The 23,846-nt window shown below is 69.8% G+C and carries 24 protein-coding genes; 6 read left to right on the top strand and 18 right to left on the bottom strand.

The annotated features are described in order from the left end of the window. Window positions 1–10: 10 nt before the first annotated feature. Both N787_RS05285 and N787_RS14250 read left to right on the top strand, forming a co-directional pair. A complete protein-coding gene (locus tag N787_RS05285) occupies window positions 11–463 on the top strand; it encodes a hypothetical protein (protein ID WP_034211246.1) in 453 nt (150 codons plus the stop codon). A 1-nt stretch (window position 464) separates the two neighbouring features. Continuing rightward, complete coding sequence (locus N787_RS14250) at window positions 465–1,157, top strand: 4'-phosphopantetheinyl transferase family protein (protein WP_052575151.1); 693 nt, start codon at window positions 465–467, stop codon at window positions 1,155–1,157. A gap of 6 nt (window positions 1,158–1,163) precedes the next feature. On the opposite strand, the gene N787_RS05275 is transcribed toward N787_RS14250, so the two are convergent. The 7 genes from N787_RS05275 to N787_RS05245 form a co-directional block, all read right to left on the bottom strand. Continuing rightward, window positions 1,164–1,646 (bottom strand): DUF411 domain-containing protein, encoded by a 483-nt coding sequence (locus tag N787_RS05275; protein ID WP_084590637.1) that lies wholly within the window; start codon window positions 1,644–1,646, stop codon window positions 1,164–1,166. A 10-nt stretch (window positions 1,647–1,656) separates the two neighbouring features. Next, window positions 1,657–2,976, bottom strand: coding sequence for a multicopper oxidase family protein (locus N787_RS05270; RefSeq protein ID WP_084590636.1), 1,320 nt, complete (start codon window positions 2,974–2,976; stop codon window positions 1,657–1,659). Beyond that, on the bottom strand, window positions 2,973–4,580 hold the full coding sequence (locus tag N787_RS05265) for a TolC family protein (RefSeq protein WP_034211245.1): 1,608 nt from the start codon (window positions 4,578–4,580) through the stop codon (window positions 2,973–2,975). The genes N787_RS05270 and N787_RS05265 overlap by 4 nt, the downstream gene beginning before the upstream one ends. 96 nt (window positions 4,581–4,676) lie before the next feature. Beyond that, a complete protein-coding gene (locus N787_RS05260) occupies window positions 4,677–5,036 on the bottom strand; it encodes a CopL family metal-binding regulatory protein (protein WP_034211243.1) in 360 nt (119 codons plus the stop codon). Window positions 5,037–5,073: 37 nt separating this feature from the next. Continuing rightward, a complete protein-coding gene (locus N787_RS05255) occupies window positions 5,074–5,724 on the bottom strand; it encodes a glutathione S-transferase family protein (protein ID WP_052575150.1) in 651 nt (216 codons plus the stop codon). Between the two features lie 6 nt (window positions 5,725–5,730). Next, window positions 5,731–6,222, bottom strand: coding sequence for a Cu(I)-responsive transcriptional regulator (cueR, locus tag N787_RS05250; protein WP_052575149.1), 492 nt, complete (start codon window positions 6,220–6,222; stop codon window positions 5,731–5,733). A gap of 10 nt (window positions 6,223–6,232) precedes the next feature. Next, a complete protein-coding gene (locus N787_RS05245) occupies window positions 6,233–8,767 on the bottom strand; it encodes a heavy metal translocating P-type ATPase (protein WP_034211242.1) in 2,535 nt (844 codons plus the stop codon). Between the two features lie 223 nt (window positions 8,768–8,990). Here N787_RS05245 and N787_RS05240 point away from each other — a divergent pair, with 223 nt between their 5' ends. Both N787_RS05240 and N787_RS05235 read left to right on the top strand, forming a co-directional pair. Next, window positions 8,991–9,302 carry a cupin domain-containing protein gene (locus N787_RS05240; RefSeq protein WP_034211240.1) on the top strand — a complete coding sequence of 104 codons (312 nt, stop codon included), beginning with the start codon at window positions 8,991–8,993 and terminating at the stop codon, window positions 9,300–9,302. Between the two features lie 114 nt (window positions 9,303–9,416). Beyond that, window positions 9,417–9,788 carry a hypothetical protein gene (locus N787_RS05235; protein ID WP_034211238.1) on the top strand — a complete coding sequence of 124 codons (372 nt, stop codon included), beginning with the start codon at window positions 9,417–9,419 and terminating at the stop codon, window positions 9,786–9,788. An 8-nt stretch (window positions 9,789–9,796) separates the two neighbouring features. Here N787_RS05235 and N787_RS05230 read toward each other — a convergent pair whose 3' ends face one another. After that, on the bottom strand, window positions 9,797–11,527 hold the full coding sequence (locus N787_RS05230) for a hypothetical protein (RefSeq protein WP_034211236.1): 1,731 nt from the start codon (window positions 11,525–11,527) through the stop codon (window positions 9,797–9,799). Between the two features lie 585 nt (window positions 11,528–12,112). Between N787_RS05230 and N787_RS14900 the strand changes: the two genes are divergently transcribed. After that, the gene (locus N787_RS14900) at window positions 12,113–12,583 is read left to right on the top strand and encodes a TnsA endonuclease N-terminal domain-containing protein (RefSeq protein ID WP_169742285.1); all 471 of its coding nucleotides are present in this window, start codon (window positions 12,113–12,115) and stop codon (window positions 12,581–12,583) included. Further along, window positions 12,580–13,392 (top strand): hypothetical protein, encoded by an 813-nt coding sequence (locus tag N787_RS14895; RefSeq protein ID WP_156968907.1) that lies wholly within the window; start codon window positions 12,580–12,582, stop codon window positions 13,390–13,392. Before N787_RS14900 ends, N787_RS14895 begins: the two co-directional genes overlap by 4 nt. Here the strand turns inward: N787_RS14895 and N787_RS15500 are convergent. The 10 genes from N787_RS15500 to N787_RS05175 all read right to left on the bottom strand — a co-directional run bounded on the left by N787_RS15500 (window position 13,303) and on the right by N787_RS05175 (window position 23,807). Continuing rightward, window positions 13,303–14,127, bottom strand: a complete 825-nt coding sequence (locus tag N787_RS15500; protein ID WP_425387849.1) for a helix-turn-helix transcriptional regulator — start codon at window positions 14,125–14,127, stop codon at window positions 13,303–13,305. The two genes, N787_RS14895 and N787_RS15500, sit on opposite strands and share 90 nt — an antisense overlap. A gap of 62 nt (window positions 14,128–14,189) precedes the next feature. After that, a complete protein-coding gene (locus tag N787_RS05215; RefSeq protein ID WP_245593962.1) occupies window positions 14,190–15,470 on the bottom strand; it encodes a type II restriction endonuclease in 1,281 nt (426 codons plus the stop codon). A 7-nt stretch (window positions 15,471–15,477) separates the two neighbouring features. After that, entirely contained in the window at window positions 15,478–15,954 is a 477-nt protein-coding gene (locus N787_RS05210) for an SgcJ/EcaC family oxidoreductase (RefSeq protein ID WP_034211230.1), read from the bottom strand. Between the two features lie 55 nt (window positions 15,955–16,009). Continuing rightward, window positions 16,010–16,300 (bottom strand): EF-hand domain-containing protein, encoded by a 291-nt coding sequence (locus N787_RS14890; protein WP_052575148.1) that lies wholly within the window; start codon window positions 16,298–16,300, stop codon window positions 16,010–16,012. A gap of 101 nt (window positions 16,301–16,401) precedes the next feature. Then, entirely contained in the window at window positions 16,402–18,738 is a 2,337-nt protein-coding gene (locus N787_RS05200) for a heavy metal translocating P-type ATPase (RefSeq protein WP_084590631.1), read from the bottom strand. A 14-nt stretch (window positions 18,739–18,752) separates the two neighbouring features. Continuing rightward, complete coding sequence (locus N787_RS05195; RefSeq protein WP_245593961.1) at window positions 18,753–19,310, bottom strand: DUF411 domain-containing protein; 558 nt, start codon at window positions 19,308–19,310, stop codon at window positions 18,753–18,755. A 9-nt stretch (window positions 19,311–19,319) separates the two neighbouring features. Further along, window positions 19,320–19,856 carry a YybH family protein gene (locus tag N787_RS05190; protein WP_034211226.1) on the bottom strand — a complete coding sequence of 179 codons (537 nt, stop codon included), beginning with the start codon at window positions 19,854–19,856 and terminating at the stop codon, window positions 19,320–19,322. A gap of 25 nt (window positions 19,857–19,881) precedes the next feature. Continuing rightward, window positions 19,882–20,637, bottom strand: coding sequence for a c-type cytochrome (locus N787_RS05185; protein WP_084062423.1), 756 nt, complete (start codon window positions 20,635–20,637; stop codon window positions 19,882–19,884). Window positions 20,638–20,652: 15 nt separating this feature from the next. Then, the gene (locus N787_RS05180; protein WP_211252130.1) at window positions 20,653–21,984 is read right to left on the bottom strand and encodes a multicopper oxidase family protein; all 1,332 of its coding nucleotides are present in this window, start codon (window positions 21,982–21,984) and stop codon (window positions 20,653–20,655) included. Next, window positions 21,981–23,807: a TolC family protein gene (locus tag N787_RS05175; RefSeq protein WP_084590630.1), complete on the bottom strand. Its 1,827-nt coding sequence runs from the start codon at window positions 23,805–23,807 to the stop codon at window positions 21,981–21,983. Before N787_RS05175 ends, N787_RS05180 begins: the two co-directional genes overlap by 4 nt. Window positions 23,808–23,846: the final 39 nt, after the last annotated feature.

Raw genomic sequence — 23,846 nt, 5'->3', positions numbered from 1 at the left:
ATCAGCACACATGAAACCGATCACCAGCCTGGCCGCCACCTTCGCCGTCCTGTTCGCCCTGGTCGCCGCACCGGCCGAGGCGCGCGACAAGCGCGTGCAGTTCAACATCGCCAGTGCCATCGCCCAGGGCAAGGCGCAGGGCGTGCTGGACGGCAGCGTCGCCTTCTATTTCGAAGGCCAGGCCACGCCTGCCGTGGTCCAGGACTTCGGCGTCGCCAACACCAACCGAAAGACCAATGCCGTCGGCAAGTCCGAGCAGGAATCCTGCGACTGGGCGCTGCTGGGCGCGCTGGTGGCCCTGCAGGATGCCGCCAAGGCCCGCGGCGCGAATGCCGTCATCGGCCTGCGCAGCAACTTCAAGCGCCAGGTCTTCAGCAGCGCCACCCAGTACGAGTGCGGGGCCGGCCGGCTGATGGTGGGCGTGGCGCTGCTGGGCAATTACGCCAAGGTGGCCGACCGCTGACGTGGCGAACGCCGCCGACTGCCGGATCGCGCTGGCGTCCCTCGCGGACGTCGAGGCCCGGCTGCCCGGTCCCGGCACCGCCTGGCTGACCGCGGGCGAAGACCTGCGCCTGCAGGGCATCGTCGCCGCGCTGCGCCGGCGCCAGTACCTCGCGGGCCACTGGCTGCTGCGGGTGATGGCCAGCGACGCCCACGGCGGCTCGCCCGCCGACTGGCGCTTCGAATCCGATGCCGATCCGCGCCCGCGCCTGCGCCACGTGGATGGCCGCGGGCTCTGGGCCTCGCTCAGCCACAGCGGCGAACACCTCGCCGCCGCCATCGCGTCCGCGCCCGTTGGGCTGGACCTCGAACGCCCGCGCAAGCCGCGCGACTACGTGGCGATCGCGCGCTTCCTGTTCTCGCCCGAGGAAGCCGACCAGGTCGGGGCGACCGACGAAGGCGCCGCGCGCGAGCGCGTGTTCCACCTGTTCTGGGCACTGAAGGAAGCCCGCGGCAAGCGCGGCGGGGAGGGGCTGCAGCCGTCGCAGGCGCGCCGGGTCACCGCACGCGCCGCCGAGATCGACACCGCCGATGCCTGGCACTGGGACCTGGCCGACGGCGGCTGCGTGGCGCTTGCGGCCTGGGCCGGCGCCAGGATCGAGTGCACGCCCTACGCTGCGCCCGGCGGCGCCTGGCGCTACGCCGACGCCGACTGAATCAACTCACTCCGACGCGGCGTGGGTGGAATACGTGCTGCTCAGGCCGTCCTTGTCGATCAGCTGCACTTCGTAGGCCTGCACGCGGCCGTCCGGCGACTCCATGCCCGGCGAACCGATCGGCATGCCCGGCACGGCGATGCCGCGGGCGGCCGGCTTCTCGGCCAGCATCCGCTTCACGTCATCGGCGGGCACGTGGCCTTCGACGAAGTAGCCGCCGACTTCGGCCGTATGGCAGGAGCCCTTGCCGGGCGGGATGCCGACGCGCTGCTTCACCGGCGTCATGTCCTCGGTGTTGACCACCTCGACCTCGAAGCCGGCGGCCTGCATGTGCTCGATCCACTTCTCGCAGCAGCCGCAGTAGGGGCTCTTGTGCACGGTGACCAGCGGCAGCCCGCGCTCGACCGGGCTGGTGTTGGGCGTGGCGGCGAAGCCGGTGCCGGCGGCGGACAGCAGCAGCGCGGCCATCATCATCTTCAGGAACTTCATCTCGCTCTCCTTACCTTGCGTTGCGGCGCACGGGCGCGCCGAAATCGGGATCACTGCTGACGCGGCTGGCGACGGTGCCGGCCGGGTTGCGGTACCAGCCGGGGTCGCTGAAATCGCCGGGCGCGATATCGTCGCGCACCTTGACCACGGTGAACATGCCGCCCATCTCGATGTTGCCGAACGGACCCTTGCCGGCCATCATCGCCAGCGTGTTTTCCGGCCCCTGCATGTGGCCACTGTCGGTATGGTCCTGGTGCTCGGACATGCCGGTCTCGCCCATGGCCATGTAGCCTGGCAGCATGCGCCGGATCTTCTCCTCGACGCCGGACTGGTCGACGCCCAGCGTGTTCGGGATGTCGTGGCCCATCGGACCCATGGTGTGGTGCGACATGTGGCAGTGGAAGGCCCAGTCTCCGGCGACGGCCGTGAACTCGATGTCGCGCATCTGGCCGACGCCGACGATCTCGGTCACCTCGCGCCGCCACTGGCCGCGCGGCCAGCGGCCGCCATCGGAGCCCGTCACCTCGAACTGCACGCCGTGCAGATGGATCGGGTGGTTCCACATGCTCAGGTTGCCGACGCGGATGCGCACGCGCTCGCCGGTGCGCGCCACGATCGGTTCGATCGCGGGGAATACCTTGGAGTTGAAGGTCCACAGGTCGAAGTCCTGCATCACCGCCGGATCGGGGCGGCGCGTGCCCGGATGCAGGGCGAAGTTGTGCAGCAGGAAGGCGTAGTCGCGATCCACCGGCACCGCCTCGGCTTCGCGCGGGTGGATGATGAACAGGCCCATCATGCCCTGCGCCATCTGCACCATCTCGTCGGCGTGCGGGTGGTACATGTGGGTGCCGTGCTGGCGCAGCGTGAACTCGTAGGCGAAGGTCTCGCCGGGCTGGATCTGCGGCTGGTTCAGGCCGCCGACGCCGTCCATGCCCGAGGGCAGCAGCAGGCCGTGCCAGTGGATGGTGGTCGCTTCGCGCAGGCGGTTGGTGACGTAGATGCGGACGCGGTCGCCTTCCACGGCCTCGATGGTCGGGCCCGGCGTGGAGCCGTTGTAGCCCCAGCAGATCGCCTTCGAGCCGGGCGCGAACTCGTGCTCGAACTCCTCGGCCACCAGGTGGAACTCCTTCACCCCCCCGTTCATGCGGTGGGGCAGGGACCAGCCGTTGAGCGTGCGCACGCGGCCGGCGCCGCGGCGGGTGGCCGGCGGCGGCGCGGCTTCAGGTGACGCGTGGCCGACGTGGGCATCCTGGGCGAACGCACCGGTGGCGCCGGAGGCGACCAGGCCCGCGCCGGTGCCGATCAGCAGGTTGCGGCGGGTGAGCTTCATGGCGTGTCTCCGTGGTCGTGTTCGTCGTGGCGGGGCGCGTCGTCCTCGGGCTTGGCGTCGTCGGCCTCGTGCTGCGAGTGGTCCATCCCTTCGTGCCTCGAGTGATCCATCTCTTCAGGCTTGGCGTGGTTCATCCCTTCGTGCTTGGAGTGATCCATCTCCTCAGGGTTGGCGTGGTCCATGCCCTCGTGCATCGAATGGTCCATGCCGCCCTTCGGCGCCAGGATGTCCTGGACGGCCGGCGTGCGTTCGCCGATCGAGGCGTCGCTGGGCAGTCGCTGCCCGACCACGCGCGCCAGCCAGTAGTCGCGCACCGCCTCGAGGTAGGCCTGGTAGGCGTCGTACTCGGCCAGCTTGGCCTGCACCAGCTCGAACACGCCGATCAGCATGAAGTTCTGGCGCTCCTGCTGGCGCGCGACGATGGTCTCGCGCTGCGGCACCAGCGCCTCGCGGTGCAGGCGCACCACTTCGCGCAGGGCCGAGACCTGCTCGCTGCCCAGGCGCACGCCCTGCGTGGCCGACAGTTCGGCCTGGTCGACGCGCGCCAGCGCCGCGGCCAGCTGGGCCTCGGCGCGCGCCACGCGGGCTTGGCCCTGGTTGAAGATCGGCAGTTCCAGCGCGAGCTCCGGGCCGCGCAGGCGGGCGCCGTCCGCTTCCTTCTCGCGCTCGTAGCCGATCTCGCTGCCGCCGAGCCAGCGCAGCGAGCGGGTCAGGCCCAGCGCGTCGGCCAGCACCTCGGCTTCCTTGCGCGCCGCCAGCAGCTCGGTATTGCCTTCGCCGGCGAGTCTTGCAAGCAGCGCCGGATCGTCTTCCTGAGGCACCGGCAGCGGCAGGTTGTCGCTGGCCTCCCAGTCCGCCTCGTCGCCGTGCAGGCCGAGCACCTGGTTCAGCGCCAGGCGCTGGCGGCCGGCCTCGGCGCGGGCGCGCAGCGCTTCGATGCGCGCCTCGCTCGCGACCGCCTGTTCCTGCGCGAGCTGCAGGTCGCTGATGTTGCCGGCGTCGTGGAAGCGCTGCGCCAGCTCGGCCGAGGCCGCGGCGCCTTCGGCCACCGCCTCGCGCATCGCCGCCACCTGGCGCGCGGCCACGTACTCGTACCAGCCCGATTCGACCTCGGCGACGACGCCGAGCACGGCACCGGTGATCTCGTAGGTGGCGCGCTCGTATTCCAGCCGGGCCAGGCGGGTGCGCACCGGCAGCATCAGCAGGTCCACCAGCGGCAGCGACAGGCCGACGGTGCGGTTGCTGCCGCCGCCGTCGAGCGACATGCGCGACAGCGACAGCGTCGGGTTCGAGATCTCGACGGCCTCGAGCACCTCGGCGCGGGCCAGGCCCTGGTGCGCGTATTCCTCCTGCAGGCGCGGGCTGCGCAGCATGGCCACGCGCAGCGCGGCGTCGAGGGTCATGGGCTGGTCGAGCCAGCGGCCGATCGCGGCGCGCTCCTCGCGCGGGGCGCCGACGGCGGCCCAGTCCACGGCGGGTCCGCCGCGGGCTTCGAGCGCGGAGGTCAGTTCGTCCGCCCGCGGCTGCGGCGAAAGGGTGGTGCAGGCGCCAAGGGCGGCGGCCATCGCCAGCGCCAGGCTGGCGCGGGCCAGGGAAACGGTCATGTTCGGATCTCCGTGGAATCGGTCCCGGCGCAGCCGGGTGGCCCGTCGGAAAACGGGCGCGTCGCGGGGTGGCGGACCGGGGTCCGCCGCGGGCGATCAGGCGATGGGAGGTCGGATGTCCGGCGTCGCCGAGGCCGACAGGCGCACGGCGGCAAACGGACGCTGGACCGCGCCGCGAACAGGCAGCGTTGCGCGCGAGGGAGCGGCCAACAGCCCGGCCTGCATCGGGTTCACGCAGTCGCAGGTGCAACCGCCCTCGCAGCAATCGGTGGGCATCGACTCGGGAGGGCCCACCGGGTCACCGGCGAGGTCATGGCAACTTCCCGCCATGCCGGCGTCGGCCTGGGCCGCCCCGGCATCCGCGAAGCCCTGAGCCGCGACGCCACCCGGCGCAAAGCCGCCGGCCAGCAAGGCCAGGACCAGCATCAGGTGGGCGAGGGTGCGAAGCAGCGGCATGGCGGTAGTTTACCCCGGTCGGTGCGTGATCGTTCCGTCAGTCCGTCGCCCGCTTGAGGCTGTCGAGGCTGACGCCTTCGCGCGCCAGGACCCGGGCCATCGCGGGGTCATTGGCCAGCCGCCGGCGCAGGGCCTCGCTGGCGGGGCCCAGGCCCTCCGGTGCAACCGCCGCGCTCCAGCGCAGGAAGACGCCGGTGTAATACGCGAGGAAGCCGGTCGGCTCACCCTGGCCCCAACGGCCTTCGGCGAGGCGCTGCTCGAGCTCGGCATGGAACGCCTTCAGCCGCTCGGCCGCCGTCGCCTTCATCGCCGGATGCGCGCCGGGATCCTCTGCGAACCAGTCCGTGATCCAGAGCGCCCGGTAAAGCGGATGGATGTCGCTGGACAGGCGCTGGATCGCGGCCTGCGCCAGTGCCCGGGCGATGTCGTCCCTGGGCAGCAGGCCTGCGGCCGGGAAACGACGGTCGAGAAAGTCGGCGATCGCCACCGTTTCGGTCAGCACGATCCCGCCGGCCACGAGCGTTGGCACGCGCCCCTGCGGGTTTAGCAGCAGGTAGTTCGGCGCCAGCTGCTGGTTCTGGCGAAGATCGACGCGCACCGGCTCGAAGTCCGCGCCCGCGTGTTCGAGCGCGGCGTGGATGGCGAGGGAGCAGGCGCCCGGGGAGTAGAAGAAGACGAATTCACTCATGGGGATTCAACCGTGGCAGGAGGGGGCGGCGTGACCGGCGGCGCGGCCTTCGGGCGCGGGGCCTGCCAGGTCATCGAGGATCGGGCATTCCGGGCGGGCATCGCCGTGGCAGTGCGCGGCCAGGGTTTGCAGCGTGCGCTGCATGGCCTGCATTTCGGCGATGCGCGCGGCCAGCTCGTCGGCGTGCGCCTGCGCCAGGCGCTTGACCTCGGCGCTGCTGCGCGCCGGGTCCGACCACAAGCCCAGCAGCTGCTCGATCTGCTTCATCGAGAAACCGAGGGTGCGCGCGCGCTTGATGAAGCGAAGCCGGTGCACGTCGGCGTCGTTGTAGAGCCGGTAGTTGGCGAAGGTGCGGCTGGCCGGCGGCACCAGGCCGATCGATTCGTAGTGACGGATCATCTTGGCCGAAACGCCGGTCAGGGCCGAGGCCTCGCCGATGTTGTGCAGGCCCTGGCCCTTGGCCTCGGACAGTTCGGGTCGGATCGCATGGCGTGCCATGGCTGGCTCCTCAGTGGCGGGCGCGCGGCGACCAGCGCCGCAGCAGCAGGGTGTTGGAGACGACGCTGACGCTGGAGAGCGCCATCGCCGCGCCGGCGACGACCGGATCGAGCAGGCCGGCGGCGGCCAGCGGGATGCCGACGATGTTGTAGACGAAGGCCCAGAACAGGTTCTGGTGGATCTTGCGGGTGGTGCGGCCCGAGATGTCGATGGCGTCGGCCACCAGGCGCGGGTCGCTGCGCATCAGCGTGATGCCGGCGGCATGCATGGCGACATCGGTGCCGCCGCCCATCGCAAAGCCCACGTCGGCGGCGGCCAGGGCCGGCGCGTCGTTGATGCCGTCGCCGACCATGCCGACGCGGCCGTCGACGGCCAGCGCGCGCACCACGTCGGCCTTGTCGCCCGGCAGCACTTCGGCGCGCACGTCCTGCGCGGGAATGCCCACGGCGGCGGCCACGGCCTGCGCGGCACCGCGGTTGTCGCCGGAGACCATCACGGTGCGCAGGCCCTGCGCCTGCAGCAGGCGGATCGCGTCGGTGGCTTCGGGCCGCGGCGGATCGCCGAACGAGAGCAGGCCACGCAGCACGAGGTGCCCGTCGTCCTCGGTGACCAGCCACGACACCGAGCGCCCGTTCGCCGCCTCGGCCTGGCCTTCGGCGGCCAGCGCGGCGAGGTCGACGGCCAGCTCGCGCATCAGGCGTTCGCTGCCCAAAAGCACGCGACGGCCCTGCACGCGGCCTTCGAGGCCGCGGCCCTGCAGGGCGGTGATGCCTTCGGCCGGCGCGGGCAGTGCGCCGCGCGCGGACGCCGCCGCAATCACGGCGCGCGCCAGCGGATGCTCACTGCCTTGCTGCAGGGCGGCCGCGAGGGACAGCAGCTCGCCCTGGTCGCCTTGCACGGCGCGCAGGGTGGCAAGCTCGGGGCGACCCGCGGTCAGGGTGCCCGTCTTGTCGAAGGCGACCGTGCGCAGGTGCCGCGTGGTTTCCAGCGCTTCGGCGTCCTTGATCAGGATGCCGGCCCGCGCCGCGACGCCGGTGCCGGCCATGATCGCGGTGGGCGTGGCCAGGCCGAGCGCGCAGGGGCAGGCGATCACCAGCACGGCGACGGCATTGAGCGTGGCGACGGTCCAGTCGCCGGTGGCGAAACCCCAGCCGAGCAGGGTGGCGAGCGCGATCACGATGACCACGGGCACGAACACCGCGCTGACGCGATCGACGATGCGCTGGATCGGCGCCTTCTTCGCCTGCGCGTCTTCCACCAGGCGGATAATGCGCGCCAGCGCCGACTCCGCGCCGACCGCCAGCGTGCGGACGACGAGGCGGCCCTCACCATTTACTGCGCCGCCGGTGACGCGTTCGCCGGGTTCCTTCGCCACCGGCAGCGATTCGCCGCTGATCAGGGATTCATCGGCGTGGCTGCGACCTTCGAGCACCTCGCCATCGACGGGGAAGCGTTCGCCGGGCAGCACCACCACGTGGTCGCCGACGCGCACGCTGGCCACCGGCACCTCGGCCTCGTGGCCGTTGGCGTGGCGCACGCGCGCCGTCGCCGGGCGCAGCGCCTGCAGCGCGCGGATGGCTTCGGTGGTCTGGCGCTTGGCGCGCGCCTCCAGCCACTTGCCCATCAGGATCAGCGTGATGATCACCGCCGACGCCTCGAAGTACAGCGGCGGCTCGCCGTGGTGCGGCTGGGTGAACAGCAGGTGGTAGACGCTCAGGCCGTAGCCGGCCGTGGTGCCCAGCGCGACCAGCAGGTCCATGTTGCCGGTGCGGGCGCGCACGGCCTTCCAGGCCGCTTTGTAGAAGCGCGCGCCGAGCCAGAACTGCACGGGCGTCGCCAGCGCGAACTGCCACCAGCCCGGCAAGGCCCAGTGTTCATCGAACAGCATGCCCAGCATCGGCACGGCGAGGGGCAGGGAGAGCAGGGCGGCGAGGAGCAGGTGGCGGCGCTCGCGTGCCGCCGCGAGCGCTTGCGGCGACGCAGTCGTGGCAGTGGCGAGGCGCACGGAACCGCGACCGCCGGCGTGCCCAGGGCCTGCGTGCGACGGCGCGGCGGTGACATCCACGGCCGTTGTCCCGCCGTCGTGGGACGCCTCGGTGGCATCGGCGGGCGGCGCGACCTCATAGCCCGCGCTTGAGATGGCCGCGATCAGCGCTTCGTGAGGCGTGCCGGCGAGCACCTGCACCCGCGCGGTTTCGGTCGCCAGGTTCACGCTGGCCGACTGAACGCCAGGCACCTTCGCCAGGGCCTTCTCGACGCGACCCACGCAGGAAGCACAGGTCATGCCGAGGATGGCCATCGAGATTTCCTCGACGGCCACGCCGTAGCCGGCCTTTTCGACGGCGGCCGCGAGGGTGGCCGCCGAGGTGCTGCCGTCGGTCGTGACCGTGGCCATCTCGGTGGCCAGGTTGACGCTGGCCGAGCGGACGCCGGGGACCTGGGACAGGGCTTTCTCGACGCGGCCCACGCAAGACGCGCAGGTCATGCCGGTCACGCCGAAGCGGATTTCGGTATCGCGGGGGGAATCGGGAAGGGAAGGGGTCATGGCGGGGTCCTGCGGGGTGGTTGGACGCAGGCTGGGGCTTCCCATCATGGCAAGGTCAACGGCCCTGTCCAGTGCCGAGCCGGGAGCCGCGGCCTTGACCTTGCCACCGGGGCAGGCCCGAGTCTGGCGCCGGGCCGGCCATCCCGCCGGCGCCATCCCGTAGTAAAACCCATTTGCGCCGGGTCCCACTCCCCGGGGGCCCGGCGCTTTTTTGGAGCCTTCGATGTTCGTAACCCACGGAAAATCATTCACGGCCGAGCGCGCCTGGGGCGCGCGAACCATCGCCCGCATGGGCGAGGTCACCACGCGGATTCATTGGACCAACGAGCCCTACCGCTGGCACGTCAACACCGGCGAAGAAGTCTTCGTCGTGCTCGATGGCGTCGTCGAGATGCGCTACCGGATCGACGCGACCGAATACAGTGCCTTACTTGGCCCGGGCGACATCTTCCATGCCTGCGAAGGCCTGGCGCACGTCGCGCATCCGATCGGAGAGGCCCGGATCCTGGTCGTGGAGCAGGCCGGCAGCGAGTGAACCGGCCGCCAACGGGCCGGGGAGGGGTTGGCCTCGCCGGGACGGGATGCCCGTCTCAATGTATGAGCCTGCCGCCGGGCACACTGGCTGGCGAACCACCCGACACGGAATCCCATGGACGAGCGAGACGAGTGGTTGACCCGCCTGCGGAAGATGCGCCTGTCCTGGCCCGTCCGCTGCGCGCGGACCTTCACGCCCGAGGAGATGGCCCGGCTGTCCGAAGGCCTGTGGCCGGCCAGCCTCGAGGACCGCTGGGTGGTCTGGCATGACGCCGGCCTGCTGCGTGCGTGGCGCGGCGCCACCGGCGAATGCATCTACGAGGCCGAACTGACCGTCGATGACGGAGGCGCCGGCCACTGCCGCATCCTGCGCGTCTGCGACGAGCCGGACATGTACACCCGCAGCGCCGCTGACGCCGGCGAGCTCGACCGCTTCGAGGGCGTGCTGGCGCTGCTGCTCGGGCGCAGGCGGGAAGCCGCCGCCTGACCCACGGGCTACTGCGGTGCCTGCGCGTCCAGCGGCCGGTCGCGGTGCAGCAGGATCCACTCGGCGTGTTCCTCCAGGCAGGCGCGGCCCAGCGCGAGCAGCAGCTCGCGCTTTTGACCTACCGTGTTGGCGCGGGCGAGGCGCTCGCTGCAGCTGGCGAACAGGCGCGCCATGAACTGGAACTGCTTGATCAGTTCCTTGTCCGCCTTCTTGAACGAGTAGGCCTCGCGGATGCCCGCGATCAGCGGCAACAGGCCCATGAACAGCAGCAGCAGCGACTGGTGCGAGCCTTCGATGCGACTCCCCAGCAGCCACAACACGAGCGCGCCGGAAAGGCCGGCATAAAGCGACAGCCGCCACAGCCGCTCGGTCAGGAGGTAGGCCTTGGCGCGATCCTGCGCGCCCTGCCTGAAGTACGCGAGCTGGCCGCCCTGGCCGGCGTCGTCGCCGACCCAGTGCCGGATCGTCCAGTCCAGCCAGCGCGGATCCGGTGCCAGGCCGCTGTCCTGCACCAGGCTGGTGCCGCGCATGGCGTGGCGGATCCAGCTCAGCTCCACGTCCTGCTTCTGCAGGAAGCTGTCGTAACCCAGGCTGCCGTCCGGCGGCACCGGCACGCCCGCGAGCCGCCAGTAAAGCTGCACGCGCAGGCCTTCGGACAGACCGCGGTAATCGAGGTACTTGCGCTGCCACTGCCGCCGCCGCGCGATCCAGGCCAGCAGCGCACCCGCGGCGAACAGCAACAGGAAGGCCGCCACGAACTCACTGCGCGACGCCATGTCCGAATACAGGATGAAGGCCAGGCCCATCAGCGCCGCGGCGACGTGGCTGGCCTGCAGGTTGCGGCGCACGCGCTGGCGGAAATGCAGCGCCAGCCAGTCCGCCGCGCCGAACAGCCGCTCGATGCGCAGCACGCCAGGCGGCACCGGGGCCGGGGGCGGCTCCGGCAGCAGGCGAGGGTAGTCGTGCCGGATGCCGGGCCAGTACTTCCGGGTATCGGTGTTGAACGCTTCCATCTGCCGGAAGACGGCGCGATAGGCCGCGGGCATGCCGACGTTGACCGGCGTACCGCCGTCGGCCGTCAGCCAACGCGCCGCGCCCGCGGCCACGGCACCGGACTCGCTGCCGGGCGCCAGCCGGCGCGAACAGGTGACGTGGTACACGAGGTCGCTTTCGTCATCGGCCAGCAGGTTCGGCGCGATGTCGCGCTTTTCGATCCAGGGCATGGCATTGGTGATGTGGTAGTCCACCACCTGCGCGGTGCCACCCAGCGCATCGCTGGGCTTGCCATCCCAAAGCGCCAGCAGCACCTGGCTGTGCGAGGAAATGAACATGCCGAGCTGGGCGTACTGGCGGTTCCGGGCCGGCCCGCGGACGGCCACCTCGTCGGCGCGGATGCCCGGCGCCAGCGGCAGCTCGCGGATCCTGGCGCCCGACACCAGTTCGCGGAACTCGGCCAGGGACTCCGGGGTTTCGAAATCCCGCTCGTATTCGTCCCGGGCGAACGGAAGCGGCACGAACAGCGGCACGCCCAGCGCGACCGCGGCACGGGCCGCGATCCGGTCGCCGCCATCGGCCAGCGGGTTGAGCATCAGCAGCGGCAGGCCCGGGAACTCCCGCCGCAGGGACTGCAGCAGTTCGGTGACCCGCGCCGCCAGCGCCGGGTACTCCGTATCCGGGATGTCCCGATGGCCGGTTACGCCAATCACCAGGGTCAGCAGGGCATCGTCGACCTGGGGCATGGCGGGGCGCCTGAGGAGAGTCCCAAGGGCAACTGTCACAGTCCGCCAAACCGCGGCGCACCGTGACAGGCCCTGGGCAAGTTGCGGAAAGTTATGGACATTTCTTCTAACCTTATCCTCCGGGCACAGGGGTTTTCGGATGGCGTGCGACAGGATTAAGGAGCATTCTGTCATCTAACGTCACGGTAAAGCGGATACCGGCCAGCGCGCACCTGGTTGCGCCAACGACCCCCACGCGGCGACGCCCGGGTCCGCCAACGAGCGCGAAACCCCTTCGTGACGAGGGGTGAACGCATTTCGGCAAAACCTCGTCTAACTTTCGCCGGCGAGAAACGCCGCTAGCGTCCCCCTCACTCACCTCCGCCGGCGCGTCTCGTGCCGCCTGCAGGGACGATGCGTCGCCATCCCCGATGGAGCGTGGGCAGCTCAAGGCAGAGCGTCCTTGTGGGACATCCACAGTCTCCAAGCCCCCCGGCAGGGAAGCCTCTCATTCAAGGGAGGACACTCCATGGGCAGCTGTTGACCACAAGCCAAATCGTCGCCCCGACCCACGTCGGGGCCGCTCTGTGCCTTGGAGAAATTCCAATGAAAGCCATGCATCAACCCCCGCCGTCCAAAGTGGACGGTGCCATTCGATGGTCCGCTCGAGAAATTCCGCTCTCCCATGGGAGGCACGTCTGCGGTCGCGTTGCCTGGACGCCACCCACCCAATCCGTGCCCGTAGAGAGCGACCTCGAGGCGCACGCCATCGCGTTCTTCTCGCGACACGCCGGCCTGGTGGCCATCCACGCCCAGCCGTTCACGCTCCGCTACGCCGATGACCAGGGCGTGCACCGGTACACCCCAGACTTCCTGGTGGTCTACGACCGGGTCACCCGCGCCATTGTCCGGTTGGGATTTCGACGTTGGACGGTCGTCGAAATCAAATCGAAGTCCTTTTTGGACCGTGATCCTGATGCGGTGAGCCGCCGCCTGGCGGCTGTTCGCCGGTTGCTCGGCTTCGCCACGGTCGTGCTTACCGAATGTCAGCTTCGGACGGGGAGGGCGCGGCCATGACGCTCGAACTCACCCCAGGCACGACCTGCGTCGCCAATGGCCGGGTCATCCAGATCGACGGGGCCGACTCGCTCACCCACATGCGCGTGCGTGATGTGGCCACGGGGGCGGTCAGTTCCGTCGCGATCGCCCGGATCGAGGCGCTGCCCAAGACTGCGGCTGCCTCGTCCTTCGAAGGAATCCCTGCCGCGGAATGGAAGCGTTGCTGTGACCTCGCCAAGGACCTGACGCCCCTGAACAGCCGGACCACCGTCGCCCGCAGCGAGCTCGAAAAGCTCGCCAAGCGTCACGGCATCAGCGTCAGGCAGCTTCAGAGGGCCCGTGCGACCTTCAGGAAGGACCCACGCGCCAGCGCCTTGGCCCGAAGCCCGGGAGGTCGGCCGCTCGGACTAAATCAGCTGGATCCGGAGGTCGATGCGCTGATCAAGCACGTCATTGCCAAGCACTACCTGCGCCGGGAACGACCGTCCAAGGAATACGTGGTTGTCCGTGCCCGCTCCCTGGCTCGGCGACTCAAGCTCAAGCCGCCGTCCCGATCCGCGGTGCTGACCCGAATCGCCCGTGAAGACGGCTACCAGGCGGACCGCGCCCGGCTGGGTTGCAAGGCGGCCAAGCAACGCTGGGAGGCCCGCACCGGCAAGTTGGAGGCGGAACGGCCCCTGGATCTTCTGGAAATTGACCACACCCCGGCCGACGTCCTCGTCCTGAGCGATGACCGCCTAACCGTGATCGGACGTCCGTGGGTCACCGTGGCCATCGACGTGGCGACCCGCTGCGTCATGGGCATGTGGCGCAGTCGGGCGGCTTGAACAAACCGGCTGACCTGGGGGCTTCAAGCCACCTTGCCGCAGCGCGTGGATCACATCGCTCGGGGCAACCCCGAAGTGCCGCTGCATGGTCCGGGTCAGATGGGCGGCATCGGCAAACCCGGCGTCCTGGGCCGCTCGCGTCAGGCTCTCGCCCCTGGCCGCCAGCGTCAGGGCCTGCCGCAGGCGGAGCCAGCGCAGATAGGGCCGCAGCGGCATGCCAATCAGTTCCCGCACGCGATGTCGGAAGCGGCTGGGGGAGATAGCGGCCTCCGCGGCCAAGCTCGTCAACGTGCCCTCCCATGTCGTCCGGGTAACCAAGGAGTCCAGCACGCGCTGGACGCGGTCATCGGAGCCCTCCGCGGGGGGAACCGCCGGTAGGTCCTGACCCAAGGCCGCCAGCACGGGCCCCAAGGCCAGACGGGAAGGATGCGGCCAGGCGTCGAGCACCGCGTGTCGTTCTGCCGAGGTCAAGCCCCGGGCGCCGGCCACGCAGGTGGGTGACAACAGGCGGCCAGCCTGCGATTCCCGGTCCAAATACAGCAACCGCGCCGGTCCGGGGTGGAGTCGATGCACGACGTCCGCGTCGAGCAGCACCGCGGGTGCCTGGACCTCGCCCCGGCCACGGATCCAGACAACGACGTCTGCGGCCTCGCCGACCACCAACTGAAGCGCGTGGTGGGCATGGTCCCGGTTGTCGCCCACGGCGCCGGCGAACGTTGCCCAACCTGCGCCCATCAAGGCGCCGCCACGCCAGGGGGTGCGCGGCCGCCGGCGATCCAACGGGATCAGGTCCGCGCTCAACCCGGACCCCGCAATGGGCGGGCGAGGGCATCGAGCGGGCGCAGTCCTTGCCCGAACCGCGCCATGGATTCGCGGTGCTCGGCCAGATCGCTGTAGGCGAGAAAGCGCAGGTCCAGATCCAGGACGCGCTGGAACGCAGGACGCGCGAACTGCGCCCGGGCATCGGCTTCGCGCCGATCCGGGGCCACCAGGAAGTAGCGCCCCGCCAGGCCATCGGTTGCGCCCAAGGCAAGGTCGAGCATGCGCACGATGCCCGAGTACAGGCTCGTGCTGTGCTCGACCTCGAACGCGGCGGCGACCCGCCCCTCGGGCTCGATCCAGAGCACATCGATCAGCCGGATCGTATCCACCGCCAAGGAGGACTCCAGTGCCGCCGGCAGGGTGTCCAGGCAGCCCTCGGCCAACCGGCCACCGTTGTAGGTGCGACCGCGATCATTGCTGGCGACCCACACCTGATAGCCCAAGGCCCGGCCCAGGTCACGCAGCCACCCTTGGACCTGGGTATGGGAGCGGTCCTCGGCCGCTTCGGCCGCACGGCGGCGCTCGGCGGCGGCATCGTTGCGGACACGGGCCAGATCGGCGGCCCACGCCGTCGGGTTGGCCTCGGCGGTCGGCAGCGGCAGCCGGCCCGAGCCGACGTCAAACAGGAACCCGGCGATCGCACCCAGATCGTTGGACAGCCGCGTCCGGTACTGCTGGTTCAGCGCAAGCACGCCGCGGCGCATGGCGAGGTACTCGTCCCAGCGGCCCAGCTTGACCCGGGCACCCGTGACCGTGTTGTAGCCCTTGACGATCGCCGTGTTGAAAGGCGTCACCAAGGTGGGGTGCAGGAAATACAGCAGGTTGGCGGCCGCTGGGCCCAGACCCTTGATCCGGCAATCGTCCAGCGCCTGGATCGCCCACAACACGCCGGCCTCGTCGTCGCAGCAATCGCAGGCATGCAGGAAGCGCCCGAACGTGCGCTGGTTGTCCGGGCTTTCGTAGATGTCGGGGATGCGCAGCTTTGGCTTCCACAAGAAGGCGTGATCGGCGCCCTTGAAGATCTGACGCTGCTCGGCGACGGCCGAGACCACGGTCTCCAACGTGGAGCCGCGGTAGGCGGTGCCGAACGTACCGGCCTCGATCTCCTGCACGACCGCCTGCAGGCCCCGCCGGATCGAGCGGAAGTTTTTGATCCGCTCCTCCCACAGAAACCAGGTGCGATAGGTCCCGCCCGGATCCTGGCGCCAATGCTCCAGGGCCAAGGTCAGGTCGGGCATCACCAGGGCCTGCGTCACGGACGCCTCATGGCGCCGCGGGCTTTGGCGCACGCGAGGAGCTGTGCATCGCGCGGATCTTCCAGGCTCCCTCCCGCCGCTCGAGCACCGTCGTGGCCACGCCCTGACGCACGATGGGGTCTGCGCGATCGGGCAGCACGATCGTGTAGCGGTAGGTCTCCGTGGCCCAGGCGATGTCGCCGGCCTGCTCGACCGTCACGGCATAGTCGTCGAAGGTGAAACGTTGGATATGGCCCAGTTCCGGGCCAATGTGATGCGTGACGTAATCGGCATAGGAGCCTTCGACCTTGCCCGATTCAATCACTTCGTTGCGCTCGGCAAACAGGGCGTCCACCCCCGTCAGGTCTCGGCGCTCGAGCGCCGTCTTGTAAGTCGCCAGCACCGCCTTGATCGCGGCGGTGTCGTCCGAGGCTGCGGCGGCGGGGGCCGCCATCGTCGCACCGGCCAGCAGCAGGGCCGCCAGGCCCGTCCAGAATCGTGTCATTGCGCTCTCCTTGCCTCCAGTGGCCGGGGCGGCCAAGGCCGCCCCGGGCGAAACCTCACATGCCGTTGCCTTTGGCGAACTCGGCGGCCGAGAGGGTGCCGTTCTTGTCGGTATCGAGCATGTCGAAATGCGCGGCGAGCTTGTGCTCCTTGGGGAGCTCGGTGCGACCGAGCTGGCCGTTTTTGTCGGTGTCGAGCTTGGCAAACTCCTCGGCCGACATCGCGGCCATATCGTGCGGCTGGGTCTGGCCATTCTTGACGGCCATGTGGTCGTGGCCCTTGTCGTCGGCCCAGGCGAGCGGGGCGGCGATCAGCAGGGCAATAGCGAACGGAAGCAGACGTTTCATGGGGAAATCTCCTTGGGGGACGAAAGAAACGAACCGGTGGTTGTCCCAACACCCACCGGTCCGGGATGCCTGCGCCGCCGCAGCGGCCAAGCAAAAAATCGTCACGTGTCGTCCGCACGCAGGCGCAGCGCGTTGATCACCACCGAGACCGAGCTCAGGCTCATGGCCAGGGCGGCGATCATCGGGCTGAGCAACAGCCCGAACACGGGGTAAAGCACGCCGGCCGCAATCGGCACGCCCAGCGCGTTGTAGAGGAAGGCAAAGCCCAGGTTCTGCTTCATGTTGGCCACCGTGGCCTCGGAGATCTGCCGGGCCCGGACGATGCCGCGCAGGTCGCCCTTGACCAGGGTCACCTGGCCACTGTTCATCGCCACGTCCGTGCCCGTGCCCATCGCGATACCGACATCGGCCAGGGCCAGCGCCGGGGCATCGTTGATGCCATCGCCCGCCATCGCCACGCGTCGGCCTTGTGCTTTGAGATTCGCCACCAGGTCGGCCTTGTCTTGAGGCCGCACTTCGCCATGCACCTCGGTGATGCCCAGGGCCTGGGCCACCGCTTGGGCCGTCGTTTCGCCATCGCCCGTGGCCATGATCAGCCGCAGACCGGCAGCGCGCAGTTGGGCGAGCGCCTCGGGCGTGGATTCCTTGATGGGATCGGACACCGCCAGCAGGCCGGCGATGCGGCCATCAACCGCCAAGAACATCACACTGGCGCCCTCGGCCCGCAGCCGCTCGGCGGCGCCCTGCAGGACGGTCACCTCCACCCCTTCTTCGGCCATCAGGGTCCGGTTGCCCAGCGCCAGCGCCCGGCCATCGACGCGGCCGCGCACGCCAATGCCGCTGGCCGACTCGAACGCGTCCGGGACCGACAGCGCCAAGCCGCGGTCGCGGGCTTCGGTCACGATGGCCGCGGCGAGGGGATGCTCGCTGCCCTGGTCGAGGCTGGCGGCCAATCGCAGGACTTCAGCGGGACTGAAACCCGGCAAGGCGGCCGTGTCCCGATAGCGCGGCCGCCCTTCGGTCAGGGTGCCGGTCTTGTCGACGATCAGCGTATCGATCTTGCGCAGGTTCTCGATCGCCTCGGCATCGCGGAACAAGACGCCGACGCTGGCAGCGCGACCGGTGGCCACCATGATCGACATCGGTGTCGCCAGGCCCAGGGCGCAGGGGCAGGCAATGATCAGCACCGCCACGGCATTGAGCACGCCATACACCCACGACGGCTCGGGGCCGAACAAGCCCCAGACCAGCAGGGTCGCCAAGGCGATCGCCAACACCGCCAGCACGAACCAGAACGACACCGTGTCGGCCATGCGCTGCATGGGCGCCCGCGAGCGCTGGGCGTTGGCGACCAATTGCACGATCTGGCTGAGCACCGTGTCGGCGCCGACCTTGTCGGCCACGATCACCAGGCTGCCGGTCGTGTTCTGGGTCGCGCCGATGACCCGGTCGCCCGGGTTCTTGCCCACCGGCATGGGTTCACCCGTGAGCATGGACTCGTCCACGCTCGAGCGTCCCGCCACCACCTCGCCGTCGGTCGGCACGGTCTCACCCGGGCGCACCCGCAGGCGGTCCCCGACGTGAACGTGGCTCAGGGGAATGTCTTCCTCGCCGCCATCGGCGTTGATGCGACGGGCGGTCTTGGGCGCCAGCCCCAGCAGCGCCTTGATGGCCGCCGAGGTCTGCGAACGTGCCTTGAGCTCGAGCAGCTGGCCCAGCAAAGTCAGGGACACAATGACCGCCGCCGCTTCGAAGTAGACCCCGACGCGACCGTGCTCCTGGAACGAGGCCGGGAACCACCCGGGCGCTACCGTCGCCGCGACGCTGTAGCCGAACGCGGCACCCACGCCGGTGCCGATCAGGGTCCACATATTCAGGTGCCCGGTCCGCAGCGACGCCACGCCGCGCACGAAGAACGGCCAACCGGCCCACAGCACCACCGGTGCCGACAGCCCGAGCTCAAGCCAGGTTCGTGTCACCGTGTCCAGGCCGCTCCAACGGTGCCCAAACATCGCCAGCACCAGCACGATCGCTGTCAGGGGTAGGGTGCCCCAGAACCGGCGGGTGAAGTCGACCAGTTCGGGGTTTTCCTCCTCCTCGAGCGAGGGCAGCATCGGCTCGAGCGCCATTCCGCATTTGGGGCAGGTGCCCGGTCCGTCCTGGACGATCTCCGGGTGCATCGGGCAGGTGTAGCGAGCGCCCGGCACGGCCGCGACGGGCGGCGCCGATGTCATCCCGTCTTTGGGCTCGTCTGTCGCCAGGTAGTGCTCGGGGTCGGCCAGAAACTTCTGGCGACAGCGCTCCGAGCAGAAGTGATAGCGGGTGTCCCCGTGCAAGACAAACAACGGACCGGCGACGAACATGCCGCAGACCGGATCGCGGGGCTGCTCGGTAGGCGTCGTTGCCGACGGCGGGGGATGGCTGGCGTGGGTGGTCATGAGGGCGACTCCGGTCAATGACCGTGTTGGCTAAAGGGCGTGCTGCTGCCGTCTTTGCCAATCAGGTACACGGTGTAGGGGCGCGGCGGACCCGGCATGCCGGGGGAGCCGATCGGCATGCCCGGGGCGGACAGGCCGCGGGCGTCGGGGCGCTCGGCCAAGAGACGGTGGATGTCCTCGACCGGCACATGGCCTTCGATGAAGTAGCCCTCGACCTGGGCGGTGTGGCAGGAGCCCTTGCCGGCAGGAACGCCCACGCTGCGCTTGAAGGCGTCCATGTTGCGATCAACGACCACGCTCACGGGGAAGCCGGCGCCCTCGACATGCCGGGCCCACAAGCTGCAGCACTCACAGTAGGGGTCCTTGTGCATCGTGATCGGCGGCAACGCCGTGGGGCGCTCGGCGACATGGGGCGCGGAGGTGTCATCCGCCCGCAGTGGCGTCACGCTCGCAGCCGGAGTCGCCACCACATGGGGACCGAAGGCTTCCGGCGGCGGGTCCTTGCGGCCCTCGCACGAGGCGAGGGCCAGCGGCAGCACCACGGTGGTCACAATCGAAGTGAACCGGCGCATGGCGACCTCCTAGTGATGATCGCCCGGCGCTTTCGTGCGCGAGGACCAGTGGATGTGGACGATTTTCCAGCCAGCGTCCGAGCGCTGCACCAGCATGGTTTCGGTGCTGAGCACCGTGACCGGCTTGCCGTCCTTGCTCAGGTGCAGTTCGCTTTCGCTCGCGACCCAGGCCAGATCGCCGCTGACCTGGGCCGTGCGGCGGATCAGCTGGATGTGCGCGGTCTTGAGGAAGGCGGCGTCGCCCTTGGCGTGACCCCCCAGGTACTCGGCGGCGGAGCGTTCGGCGCCGCCGCTCTCCAGGATCAGCACATTCGGATCGAGCTCCGCGCCGGCGGCGTCGAGTCTTCCCGCGACCAGCGCGGTGGAGAAACGTTCGACGGTCGCCACCGCCGGCTGCGCCTGCGCAGGAATGTTCAGCACCGGGCCGGCGGTTGCCTGCGCGGTGGACGCGTCGTGAGCGTGGGGCGGGGTGACCGGGCCTTCAGCGAACGCGGGGCTACCGGCGGCGGCGAGAGAAAAGACAGCAAGGGTGGCAATACGCTTCATGGTGGTGGGTCCTGTCAGAGAGGGGTCAGTGGTCATGCGGTGGCGCGCCAGCGTCGTCGTGGGCCGGCGGCGGGGGCGCGTCGTGGTCGTGAGGCGGTGCACCGGCATCGTCGTGCGCAGCCGGGGCGGGGGCACCGTGATCGTGCGGCGCCGAGCCGGCATCGTCGTGCGGCGCGACCTCCGCGCCACCGTGGTGATCCGCGCTCTCGCCGTCCATGCCCGCCATGCCGGGCATGCCGTCGTCGTGCGGCATGCTCTCGCCGCCGCCGTGGTCATGGCCGCCACTGCTGGCCACCAGGGCCTGGTATTGCTCGGGCGACATCGTCGGCATCTGCTGCAGGAAGGCGACCATGTTCCAGATGTACTCGTCCGACATGCTCTTGCCCCAGGCAGGCATGCCCGAGGCCTTGATGCCGTGCTTGATGACCCAGAACGCGCGGGCGGGATCGGGCGCCCCCAGTTGGGTCAGGTTTGGCGGCGCGGGATACAGGCCTTGGCTGAGCTCGGTGGCAGCCATGCCCGGCGCGAGGTGACAGGTGGTGCACATGGCGGCGTAGTTGCCCGCGCCGGATTTCAGCTGGGCCGCCTCCCCCAGTGCGGGCACGGTGACGTCGTGGGCGCGCACGGCGATGGCGCGGTCCCGCGCCGTTTCGATCAGCTTGAAGACGACCGCCGAGTGCGGTTCATCGGCGCCGGGGTGCACGGCGCCAAAGTAGATGCCACCGGCCACAGCCGCGGCACCGAAACCCACGAGAATCAAACCACTCTTGATAAGGGACATTTGCGGATCTCCTGGTTAGCGGGGGCGACGGGGCGGGTTGCCGAACGCGGGATCGTTGCTGACGCGCCGGGCGACGGAGCCGGCAGGATTGCGGTACCAGCCCGGGTCGCTGAAATCGCCCGGCGCGAGGTCATCGCGCACCTTGACCACGGTGAGCATGCCGCCCATCTCGATGTTTCCGAACGGGCCCTTGCCGGCCATCATCGCCAGCGTGTTCGGGGGCCCTGGCATGCCGCCATCGGTATGGTCCTGGTGCTCGCCCATGCCGTCTTCGCCCATGGCCATGTAGCCCGGGAGCATCTGGCGGATCTTCGCCTCCACGCCGCGCTGGTCCACCCCGATGGTGTTCGGGATGTCATGTCCCATCGGTCCCATCGTGTGGTGCGACATATGGCAGTGGAACGCCCAGTCGCCCGGCACCGCGGTGAACTCGATATCGCGCATCTGGCCAACCCCGACGATTTCGGTGACCTCCGTGCGCCATTGCGAGCGCGGCAAGCGGCCACCGTCGCCGCCCGTAATGTGGAACTGCACGCCGTGCAGGTGGATCGGATGGTTCCACATGCTCAGGTTGCCCACGCGGATCCGGACCCGCTCGCCGGTACGCGCCACGATCGGTTCGATCGCCGGGAAGACCTTGGAGTTGAAGGTCCACAGGTCGAAGTCCTGCATCACCGCCGGGTCCGGCCGGCGGGTGCCCGGGTGCAGCGCGAAGTTGTGCAGCAGGAACGCGTAGTCGCGGTCAATCGGCACCGCCTCGCCCCGCCTGGGGTGGATGATCAGCAGGCCCATCATGCCCATCGCCATCTGCACCATCTCGTCGGCGTGCGGGTGGTACATGTGGGTGCCGTGCTGCTTGAGCGTGAACTCGTAGGCGAAGGTCTCTCCGGGCTTGATCTGCGGCTGGTTCAGGCCGCCCACGCCATCCATGCCGCTGGGCAGGATCAGGCCATGCCAGTGGATGGTGGTGGCTTCGCGCAGGCGGTTGGTGACGAAGATACGGATCCGGTCGCCCTCGGTCGCCTCGATGGTCGGCCCCGGCGTGGAGCCGTTGTAGCCCCAGCAGATCGCCTTGGAGCCGGGCGCGAACTCGTGTTCGAACTCCTCGGCGACCAGATGGAATTCCTTGACGCCGCCGTTCATGCGGTAGGGCAGGGTCCAGCCGTTGAGCGTGCGTACCTTGCCCGCTCGCGGGCGGGAGACCGGTGGCGCCTCCGGAGGCGCGTCGGGCTCTTTCATCTGGCTCATGTCGTGGCCCTGACTCTGGGCGCGGGCCATGCCCGTCGCGGCCGTCGTGACCAGACCGGCCCCTGCGCCCAGCAGGATGTCGCGTCGTGTGATCTTCATGGGGTGTCTCCGTGGGCGCTGTGGTCGGGCGGGGTGGGGGTGTCTTCCTCGGTTTCCTTCTCATCCTGCGTCGGCGGTGCGGGGGACGCCGGCGGCGCACCGTGCTGGGAGTGATCGACCGGTGTCGGTGTCGCCGGCATGTCATGGCCGCTGTGGTCCATGCCTTCCATTTCGTCGGCGGGCGCAGACGCCGGAACCGCGGGCGCGGCCGGTTTTGCTGGCATGTCCATGCCGCTGTGGTCCATGCCTTCCATCGCGTCGGCGGGCGCAGCCGCGGGGGCCATCGGCGCATCCGGCTTCGCCGGCATGTCCATACCGCTGTGGTCCATGCCCTCCATCGCGTCGGCCGGAGCGGCAGGCATCGACGACATGTCGTGGCCGCTATGGTCCATGCCCGGCATCGCCTCCTCGGCCGAGGGCGTCAGGATGTCCTGCACGCTGGGGGTGCGGTCCCCAATGGCGGCGTCGCTAGGCAGGCGCTGGCCGACGGCCCGCATCAGCTCCACGCGAGCCAACCAGTAATCGCGCACGGCTTCAAGATAGCTCTCGTAGGCGTTGTATTCCTGCACCTTGGCCTGGATCAGCTCGAACACGCCGATGAGCATGAAGTTCTGCTCCTGCTGGCTGCGCTCGACCACTTTTTCGCGCTGCGGAATCAGGGCGTCCCGGTGGATCGCCACGACCTGACTCAGTTCGCGGACCTGTTCGGCCCCCAGGCGTACCGCGTTGTCGACGCCGAGCTCTGCCGTGGCCACGCGGGCGCGAGCCCGGGCGAGCAGCGCTTCGGCCCGGGCCAACTTGGCTTGGCCCTGATTGAAGATCGGCAGCTCCAGATCCAGTGTCGGACCGCGTAGACGCGACCCGTCCGCGTCGCGTTCGCGTTCGTAGCCGATCTCGCTGCCGCCGAGCCACCGCAGCTTGCGGGTAATGCCCAACGCGTCGACCAGGATCTCGGCCTGCTGGCGCGCCGCCAGCAATTCCAGGCTGGAGGTGCGCGCCAGGTCCGCCAACTGCTGGGGATCGTCTTCGGCGCCCACCGGCATGGGCAGGCGATCGCTGGTCGCCCACGCCGCATCTTCGCCGCTGAGGCCCAGGAGGGTATTGAGGGTGAGGCGGGCGCGGCCGGCATCGGCACGGGCCCGGGCGGCGATGATGCGCGCCTCGCTGGCGGCCGCCTGTTCCTGCTTGAGCTGCAGCTCGCTGATATTGCCGGCATCAAAGAAGCGCTGCGCCAGTTCGGCCGCGGCATCGGCGCCACCGGCCACGGCCGTACGCATATCCGCGACTTGCTGGGCACCCACATAGGTGTACCAGGCGGCTTCCACGTCGGCCGCGACGTTCAGGACCGCGCCGGCGATCTCGAGCTTGGCGCGCTCGTACTCGGCGCGGGCCAGGCGCGTGCGCACCGGCAGCACCAGTAGATCGGCCAGTGGCATGGTCAGGCCGGCCAGACGGTTGTAGCCGCTGCCCGGGTCCAGATAGGACCGGGAGAGCGAGAGGGTGGGGTTGGCCACTTGCACGGCCTCGAGCACGTCGGCCCGGGCCAGGCCCAGCCGCGCATATTCTTGCTGGAGGCGGGGACTGCGCAGCATGGCAACCCGCACCGCCGCCTCCGCGGTCATCGGCGCACCGAGCCACTGGTCGATGGCCTGGCGTTCTGGGGGCGGTTGGCCCACCGCGGACCACTCGACCTGCGGGCCACGTCGTTCGGCCAGCAGGGCATTGATGTCGGTGTCACCGGGGCGCGAGGCCAGAGAAGCACAGCCGGTCAGGGCCACGCTCAGAGCCACGGCCAGGGCGGCCGGGCGGAAACGTACAGTCATGGGAAACCCTCCAAAGCACCCGCGGCGACAGGCCACGGG

It is taken from the genome of Arenimonas metalli CF5-1, from assembly GCF_000747155.1.
Classification (GTDB): Bacteria; Pseudomonadota; Gammaproteobacteria; order Xanthomonadales; family Xanthomonadaceae; genus Arenimonas; species Arenimonas metalli.
This window is presented reverse-complemented; position numbering and strand designations above follow the sequence as displayed.